4 protein-coding genes are annotated in these 9,855 nt (G+C 56.1%); all 4 read left to right on the forward strand.

Features of this window, described 5'->3' with window-relative positions:
- The first annotated feature begins 26 nt into the window (after positions 1-26).
- The gene (locus tag FLQ44_RS04775) at positions 27-2,195 is read left to right on the forward strand and encodes a type I secretion system permease/ATPase (protein WP_147693305.1); all 2,169 of its coding nucleotides are present in this window, start codon (positions 27-29) and stop codon (positions 2,193-2,195) included.
- A complete protein-coding gene (locus FLQ44_RS04780) occupies positions 2,192-3,589 on the forward strand; it encodes an HlyD family type I secretion periplasmic adaptor subunit (RefSeq protein WP_147693306.1) in 1,398 nt (465 codons plus the stop codon). Before FLQ44_RS04775 ends, FLQ44_RS04780 begins: the two co-directional genes overlap by 4 nt.
- Complete coding sequence (locus FLQ44_RS04785; RefSeq protein ID WP_147693307.1) at positions 3,579-4,190, forward strand: response regulator transcription factor; 612 nt, start codon at positions 3,579-3,581, stop codon at positions 4,188-4,190. Before FLQ44_RS04780 ends, FLQ44_RS04785 begins: the two co-directional genes overlap by 11 nt.
- An 85-nt stretch (positions 4,191-4,275) precedes the next feature.
- Positions 4,276-9,855, forward strand: a 5,580-nt coding sequence (locus FLQ44_RS04790; RefSeq protein ID WP_170252796.1) for a retention module-containing protein, incomplete at its 3' end; no start/stop codon positions are given.

The raw sequence follows: 9,855 nt of genomic DNA on the forward strand, positions 1-9,855 counted from the left end.
GCAAGGCCACACCTTGAAAAGAGCGTATGGATAAGCCTGAAACTAGCCCCACTACCGCAGGAATCACCCTGCGTGCCACGCACCTCGACCCTCTGCTGGATTGTCTGTTTGAGCTGACTCGCCTACACGGTGTCACCACTACGCGCGACTCGCTGATTGCCGGTATTCCCATGGAAGACCAGCGCCTCAGCCCTTCCATGTTTTCGCGTGCAGCACGCCGTGCCGGCCTGGCCTCGCGCGTACTACGCCGCCCGTTGAACCAGCTGCCCGCCGTGCTGCTGCCCGCCGTACTGATACTGAAAAACGACCAGGCTTGCTTGCTGCGGGAAGTCAGCAGTGACGGGAAGTTTCATATCAGCCCTGGCGAGCTGCCAGAATCGATACAGGTACTGACGCTGGAAGAGCTGCAGGCGATTTATACCGGCCTGACCATCGTCGTTAAACCACGTTTCCGCTTTGAAAAGCGCGTGCCGGAGCTGCAAAAAGCACGCAGTGAACACTGGTTCTGGCATGCCGTATTGCAAGGCCGCCCACTCTATCGCGATGCGCTGATTGCCGCCTTCTTCGTCAATTTTTTCGCACTCGCTTTTCCGTTGTTTTCCATGAATGTATACGACCGGGTGGTGCCCAATATGGCGTTCGACACGCTATGGGTACTGGCGGGGGGCGTAGCACTCATGCTGATCTTCGATTTTGTACTGAAGCTCACTCGGGGTTACCTGATTGATCTGGCCAGCAAGCGGGTGGACGTCATGCTATCGGCGCTCATCATGGAGCGCGTGCTCGGTATCCGCATGGAAGCCCGGCCGGCCTCGGTGGGGGCGTTTGCGGCCAACTTGCGTGCTTTTGAGTCGCTGCGTGATTTTATCGCCTCGGCCACCATCACCACCTTGGTCGATGTGCCTTTTGCTCTGCTGTTCCTGTTTGTGATGATGTGGATTTCGCCCTGGATGGTGCTGCCGCCAGTTATCGCCATCATCCTCATGCTGCTGTTGGCCTTTATTGTGCAGGCCAAGATGCACGAGCTGTCCGAAAGCACCTTCCGCGCCTCGGCACAGCGCAACGCGCATCTTGTGGAAAGCCTGGTGGGGCTGGAAACGGTCAAGACACTGGGGGCCGAAGGTGAGCTGCAGGGGCGCTGGGAAAAAGCCACCCTCTTTCTGGCCCAGATTGGTACCCGACTCAAGTTCTTGTCTGCCGTTACCATGAACCTGGCGGCGTTCATTCAACAGCTGATGTCAGTGGCCATTCTGGTTGTGGGGGTGTATCTGATCAAGGAAGGGCAGACCTCCGTGGGGGGGCTGATCGCCTGCACCATGCTGGCAGGGCGTGCCATTGCACCTTTGGGGGCGGTAGCCGGCCTGATGACGCAGTACAACAATGCCAAGTCATCGCTTACCTCGCTTGAAGGCTTGATGAAGCAGCCAGTGGAGCGCGAGCATGAAAGCACCTTCTTCCATCGTACGCATTTTAAAGGTGAGATCGAGTTCAATAATGTGGACTTTACTTACCCGAATAGCCCACTTGGGGCACTACATAATGTGTCGTTCCACATCAAGGCAGGCGAGCGCGTGGCTATTCTGGGCCGTGTGGGCTCGGGCAAATCAACCATACAAAAACTGGTGATGGGCCTGTATCAGACCCAGCAGGGCGCGGTGCGCATTGATGGCGTGAACGTGCAACAGGTCGATCCGGCCGAGCTGCGCCGCCATATCGGCTATGTTTCGCAAGACCCGGTACTGTTTTATGGCACGCTGCGCCAGAACATCAGCATGGGCCAGCCGCATGTGCACGATGCTACCATCGCGGCCGCCGCCGAGCTGGCCGGGCTAACCGAGTTTATCAACTCGCACCCCGATGGCTTTGACATGGTGATTGGCGAGCGTGGCGAATCGCTGTCCGGTGGTCAGCGCAAAGCGGTCACCATTGCCCGCGCCTTGCTGAATGCGCCACCAATATTGCTGCTGGATGAACCTACTAGCAATATGGATCACAGTACAGAAACGGCCATGAAGCGCACTTTCGAGAAAATCGTGGCGGGCAAGACCCTGATCCTGGTGACGCATCACACCGCATTGCTGGATCTGGTAGACCGGATTATCGTGATCGATCAAGGCCGCGTTTTGGCAGATGGCCCCAAGCAAGAAGTTGTGCAAGCCCTGCAGCAGGGTAAAGTGGGGAGGGCGCAAGCATGAAATGGCTAACAGCAATGCTGGATAAGCTGCGTAATACCAGTAACCCGTTTATACAGAAAATTCTGGGTTGGTCATCGGCGGAAGATTTGCAAGACCGGCAGGATTTTGCCTCTGACGCCGAGTGGGCCATCCTGGCGCAAGACCCGCGCCGCCCACGTATGTTCATCTGGACGATCGGCCTGTTTATCCTGTGTGCCTTGATCTGGTCTGCGCTGGCAACGCTAGATGAAGTAGCACGTGGCGAGGGCAAGGTGGTGCCCACTAGCCAGGTACAACATTTGCAAAGCCTGGATGGCGGCGTGGTATCGAAAATACTGGTGAAAGAGGGCGACATTGTCGACCGCGGCCAACTCTTGCTGCAGGTGGACAACACGCGATTTGTGTCGTCTCTTAACGAAAACCAGTCACAACTCCTCTCCTTGCAGGCCAAGTCATCGCGCCTGCGCGCCTTGTCCGAAGGCAAACCATTTAGCCTGCCGCCAGAAGTGACCACCAGGGCGCCCGAAATTGCACGCCAGGAAATGGACCTTTACCAGTCCAAGAGAATGGAGCTGGAGGCCAACTTGTCCATCGCTCGCCAGCAATTGGCGCAACGTAGCCAGGAGCTGAACGAGGCTCGCGCCCGGCGCGACCAGGCTAATCAAGGGCTGGAGCTGACTCAGCGCGAGTTGAATGTGACGCGGCCTCTGCTGAAGTCTGGTGCGGTGTCGGAGGTGGACATCCTGCGGCTGGAGCGCGACGTGTCGCGCTATCGCGGTGAGCGTGATATGTCTAATGCCCAGGTGCCCAAGATCCAGTCGGCGATTAGCGAGGCTTCCCGGAAGATTCAAGAGGTTGAGCTTACTTTCCGTAACCAGGCCAGTACTGAGCTCTCGGAAACGTTGGCCAAGCTGAGCACGCTGGGCGCCGGCAACGCGGCATTGCAAGACAAGGTAAAACTGACCGAAGTACGCTCGCCCGTACGTGGCGAGGTCAAGCGTTTGCTGGTAAATACGGTGGGTGGTGTGGTACAGCCGGGGCGGGATATCCTGGAGATCGTGCCACTGGATGAGTCACTGCTTATCGAGGCCAAAATCTCGCCACGTGATATTGCCTTCTTGCACCCGGGTCAGCGTGTCTTTGTGCGTTTCACTGCCTATGACTCTACTATTTATGGTGGTCTGAAAGGCTCTTTGCAGCAAATCGGTGCCGACTCGATAACTGATGAAAAGGGTAATACCTATTATGTGGTGCGCGTGAAGACAGATTCATCGCATTTGGGTAATCAAGGCAAGCTACCCATCATTCCGGGTATGACAGCTGAGGTGGATATCATTACAGGCAATAAAAGCGTGCTGAACTATTTGCTCAAACCTGTTTTGCGGGCAAAAGCACAGGCATTGAGTGAGCGATAATATGTATACCTTATTGATATCATCTAGCATTTCTTTGCAAGATCATTTGGCTGCGGCGCTTGGCACATTTATAGAAACTTTGCCATCGCTATGGGATTTGCCAACGTCAAACCGTTTTCGGCAGGGGGATCTCGTTTGGGTAGATGCTGATAATCAGGATCCTGATTTAATCAAGCGATTATGCAAAAGTGATTTTGGCCCCGCGCGGGTTATCGTACTAAGCAGTACGCCAACTGACAGTGCGGCCGTAGACTGGTTGGGTCTCGGTGCGGCGGGTTACCTGCATGCATTTTCGACACCAGAAACACTGCGGCAAACCATGGCAGTTGTTGAGTCAGGGGGGCTTTGGGTTGGTGTTGGCCTGATGCAGCAACTTTGCGCACGCTTTGGTCAGATAGCTAAACCCCAGCATGATTTAATGGCACAACTTACCGAAAGGGAGCGAGAAGTTGTGCAATACTTGAAAATGGGTAACAGCAATAAGCTGATTGCGAAGGAAATGGATATTTCCGAGCGCACAGTAAAAGCACACCTTACGGCCATCTTTGCAAAGTTCGATGTATCTGACAGGATACAGTTATTATTGAAATTGGCCGTATAAATCAATTTGCCCATTGGTACAATAGGTAAGCCAATAAAGCCCCAATACATTGCTGAGTATTACAACAATGTTTGGGGCTTTCATCATGGCGAACACTGCAACCGTTCAAGGCACTGTCGTAGCACTTTCTGGCAAAGTTATCGCAGTAGCGGCGGATGGCTCGACCCGAGTATTACAGCTAGGCGATAAGGTGTTCACGGGTGAACGCCTTATCGTCCCCGCAGATGCATTTATCGAACTGCGCGGCATGAATGGTAATATTGTCAGGGTTGCCGATGAGCGCAGTGTCACCATTACCGATGATGTATTTTCCCAAGCATCGATAGATGCCACCGATACAGCAATCGCCCCGCTCAATGCTGACGCACGTAATGTACTGGCTGCGCTTGAGCGTGGTCAGGATCCTTTGCAGGGGCTGGAGGATACGGCGGCAGGCTTAACCGGCGGGGCCGGTGAAAGTGGCGGTAGTTCGTTTGTACGGATTGCTCGTATTGCAGAAGGCGTGCAGGCGCTTGTGCTCACGGGTGAGAATGATGTCGGGATCATTTCAGCTCCCTTTACCACCACGGATGATCTGGTTGATACCACTGCGCCAGCGCTGACAGTCTTCTTGGACCCAGCTAGCGATAGCGGCACCAAGGGCGATGGCATCACCAACGATAATACCCCGACTATCAGCGGCACTGGCGAGCCAGGCAGCACCGTTACCATCACCACCCCAACTGGCGAAACCGTCAGCACCACCGTCAAGCCGGATGGTAGCTGGAGCGCTACGCCGACCCAGCCGCTGCCTGAAGGCAACAACACCGTTACCGTAAAAGCCACCGACCCGGCTGGTAATACCACCAGCGGCACCGTACCTGTTACCGTCGACACCAAAGGCCCGGCTCTGACCAGCCAGCTGGACCCAAACAGCGATAGCGGCACCAAGGGCGATGGCATCACCAACGACAATACCCCGACCATCAGCGGCACTGGCGAGCCAGGCAGCACCGTTACCATCACCACCCCAACTGGCGAAACCGTCAGCACCACCGTCAAGCCGGATGGTAGCTGGAGCGCTACGCCGACCCAGCCGCTGCCTGAAGGCAACAACACCGTTACCGTAAAAGCCACCGACCCGGCAGGTAATACCACTAGCGGCACCGTTCCTGTTACCGTCGACACCAAAGGCCCGGCTCTGACCAGCCAGCTGGACCCAAGTAGCGATAGCGGCACCAAGGGCGATGGCATCACCAACGACAATACTCCGACTATCAGCGGCACTGGCGAGCCAGGCAGCACCGTTACCATCACCACGCCAACTGGCGAAACCGTCAGCACCACCGTCAAGCCGGATGGTAGCTGGAGCGCTACGCCCACCCAGCCGCTGCCGGAAGGCAACAACACCGTTACCGTAAAAGCCACCGACCCGGCAGGTAACACCACTAGCGGCACCGTTCCTCTTGTGGTTGATTCGGCTGTGCCGAATGGTGGCCAGGCGCCCGAAGTTACCCTTACTGAAGATGGCAATAATGATGGCTTTATCAACCGTACGGAGGCGCAGGGCGATGCTGATGTAAAAGTCGCCTTCAATCGCGACCTGGTTTCGGTTGGTGATGTGGTGCAGATCAGTGCCGGGGGCGTCAGCAAAGATGTCACCATTTCGGCCACGGACAAGCTGAATGGCTATGTGACATCGTCTTTTGCTTTGCCCGCATCCGGTGACACGCTAACCGTTAATGCCCAGATTGTGGATGCTGCTGGTAACCGTAGTGCCACGGGGTCTGATAGCGCCAAGGTGGACTTGAGCAATCTGAATGTACCGGTGGTCAGCATTGTTGAAGACACCAATAACGATGGTTTGCTCAACAAAGTCGAGCTGCAAGGTTTGGTAGGCGTGGTGGTATCGCTGCCTGCCGGTGCTGTAGCCGGCGATCTGCTGACAATTCAGTCAACCGGTAGTGATACCAAAACCATTACCTTGACCCAAGCGCAGATTGATGCCGGTCGTGTGACCCTGGAGGTGCCGCCTACGGCGAGCGGTACTGATCTGGTGGTAACGGCACAGCTGAGCGATGCCGCAGGCAACCAGTCTGACAAGACAAGCGCCAAGGTCAGGATTGATACAGAGGCGCCCGCACTTACGGCGCAATTGGATCCTGCCAGTGATACCGGTACTAAAGGCGACAGCCTGACCAGTGACAACACGCCGACGATTAGTGGTACGGGTGAGGCCGGCAACACAGTAACGGTCACAACCCCGACAGGCGAAACACTGACAACCACGGTGCAGCCGGATGGTACCTGGACCGTTACCCCAAGCCAGCCGCTGCCTGACGGTAGCAATACCGTTACGGTCAAGGCGACCGATCCTGCCGGCAATACCACCACTGCCAATGTGCCGCTGGTAATCGATACCAGCAAGCCAGCATTGACTGCACAGCTGGACCCTACAAGCGACAGTGGCGCCAAAGGCGATGGTATTACCAATGACAATACGCCCACTATCATGGGCACGGGCGAGCCTGGCAATACCATTACGGTGACTACGCCGACGGGTGAAACCCTGACAACTACCGTCAAGCCGGACGGAAGCTGGAGCGTCACCCCTACCCAGCCGCTGCCGGAAGGCTCGGTGAATCTGCCGGTTACGGCCACAGACCCGGCAGGTAACACCACCAATGCCTCTGTCCCACTCACCATTGATACCGCGGTGCCTAATGGTAGTGCAGCGCCAGTCGTCACGCTGACAGAAGACAGCAATAACGATGGCTTCATTAACCGGACAGAAGCACAAGGTGAGGCAGATGTCAGTATCGCCTTCAACCGTAGCCAGGTAGCCGTGGGTGACCAACTGGTGGTAAGTAACGGCACCAGTAGTAAAACCATTACGCTAACGGCGGGCGATATTGCTGCCGGTGCAGTGAATACCAGTTTCCCATTGCCTGCCAGTGGCAACACGCTGACTGTGGATGCCTACTTTATGGATGCTGCGGGCAACCGCAGTGCCAGCGGCAGAGATAGTGCCAAGGTTGATCTGAGTGATTTGTCCGGCTTGCAGGTGGCGATTACCGAGGATGCCAATAACGATGGCATTATCAACAATAGCGAGCTGCAGGGTAATGTGGGGGTGAGCATCAGCCTGCCAGCAGGCGCTGTCGCAGGGGATTTGCTCACTATCACCTCTAGCGGTAACGCTACCCAGACCATCGTGCTAACACAGCCACAGGTGGATGCCCGCCAGGTGTTGCTGGACATACCTGCACCGGCCAATGGTAGCGAGCTGGTTGTTACTGCGCAGTTGAGCGATGCGGCGGGTAATCAGTCCAATACCGCGTCCGATAAAGCCACATTGATGACTGGCGAGCCAGGTGCGCCACAGGTACGCATAACCGAAGACAGTAATAACGACGGCTTGGTCAGCACCGCAGAGCTGAACGGCACGCTGGATACCCTCGTCACCTTGCCGGCCACCGCTCAGGCGGGTGACAAATTGCTGGTCACCGTGAATGGTGTAGATCAGCCGGTACGCGTGCTGACAGCCGCCGATATCGCCGCAGGTGCGGTGAGCCTTGCTGGTATCAACAATCCCGGTGATGGTGCAACGGTCAATGTCAGCGCCCGCATCGAAGACCAGGCAGGCAACCTGGGGCCAGTAGGTTCGGATAGCGTCAAGATGGATCTGACGCAGTTTACCGGCTTGGCGATTCGCATCACCGAAGATGAAAACAATGATGGCCTGATCAGTGCTGGTGAGCTGAAAGACAACGATATCGACGTTCGCGTTACCTTGCCGCAAGGTGCTGCGCCAGGGGATAGCCTGTCGGTCAGTGCCAGTGGCAACGTGGCCCAGGTATTCACGCTGACCGCAGCACAGTTGGCCGCAGGTTTTATCGATATCAGCTTTAACCCCACTGCCAATAACACCGACTTTGTTGTGACCGCCAACATTACCGACGTGGCGGGTAATCGTTCCGGTCCGGTAACCGATACGGCTCGTCTGCAGTTATCTGCGCCTGGTGTGCCGGTGGTGAACATCCTTGAAGACCAGAACAACGACGGCTTCATCAACGCGGCAGAGAAGCAGGGCAATGTAGATATCAGCGTCACCCTGCCAGCCACTGCGCAAGCAGGGGATAAGCTGCTGGTCAGTGTGGATGGCGTAGCGCAAACACCACGGGTACTGACTGCTCAGGATATTGCCAATGGTAGTGTGCTAGTAGACAACGTCAGCCAGCCTGCCGAAGGTGGCACCCTTACTGTCACTGCTCAGGTAGAAGACAAGGCCGGCAATCTGGGTGGTATCGGTAGTGATAGTGCCAAGCTGGATACGGTGGCACCGGCACTGACCGCTGGTCTGGACCCAGCCAGTGATAGTGGTACCGTCGGCGACAGCATCACCAACGACAACACCCCCACCATCAGCGGCACCGGTGAGCCAGGCAACAGCATCAAAGTGACCAGCCCGACTGGTGAGGTACTCACCACCACGGTGAAACCAGACGGCAGCTGGAGCGTTACCCCAACCCAGCCGCTGCCAGAAGGCGCGGCCAACTTCCCGGTGGTCGCTACCGACCCAGCTGGTAATACCACAAGCTCAACAGTGCCACTTACTATCGATACGCAAGTGCCGAATAATGGCAATGCAGTGGGCGTCGACATTGTAGAAGACAGCAATAATGATGGCTTGCTCAACCGTGCAGAAGCCCAAGGAGATGTAGACGTCAAAGTCTCGTTCAATGGCAATCTGGTTGCCGTTGGCGACAAAGTCTCCATCAATAACGGTACGCTTACCCAGACTGTTGCCATTACCGCGCAAGATAAAGCCAACGGCTTTGTCACCACCAGCTTCCCGCCACTGGCAGATGGTGCCACCCTGGTGGTGAAAGCCAGCATTGTCGATGCAGCGGGTAACCGTAGCGGAGAAGGGCAAGACACGGTCAAGGCCGATTACACCCAGTTCAGTGGCATGGCTGTTCGCATTGTCGAAGACGAAAATAATGATGGCCTGATCAGTGCCAGCGAACTCAAAGACAACGATCTAGACGTACAAGTTACGCTGCCTGCCGGTGCCGCCGTAGGTGATACCGTTACGGTTACCGGTAGCGGTAACGTTAATCAGGTCTTCATCCTTACTGCACAGCAAGTAGCGGATGGGGTGCTAAATATCAGCTTTAACCCTACCGCCAATAACACGGACTTTGTTACCACCGTCAGCATCGTTGATCCTGCGGGCAATAAAGCCGGCCCGGTGCAAGATACAGCACTCCTACAGCTTACTGCCCCAGGCCTGCCTATCGTTACCATCACCACCGATCAGAACAACGATGGCTACATTAATGCCAGCGAACTGACTGGCAATATTGCAGCCAGTGTCACTCTGCCCGCTACTGCAGCGCAGGGCGACAAGCTGGTTTACAGCATTAATGGTGTGACTCAGCCTGCCATTACCCTGACCCAGGCAGATATTGTTGCCGGTAGTGTGAGCTTGCCAAGCATCGTCTCTCCGGGTGAAGGCCAGGAGCTGGTTGTCACCGCACAGGTTGTTGATAAGGCAGGGAATCAAGGTGGCACCGGTAGCGATAGTGTCAAAATTGACACCACCGGCCCAGCCCTTACCGCCCAGCTCGACCCGAGCAGCGACAGCGGCACGCCAGGCGATGGCATCACCAATGACACCACG

The sequence above is a fragment of the Vogesella mureinivorans genome (assembly GCF_007644035.1).
GTDB classification, from domain to species: domain Bacteria; phylum Pseudomonadota; class Gammaproteobacteria; order Burkholderiales; family Chromobacteriaceae; genus Vogesella; species Vogesella mureinivorans.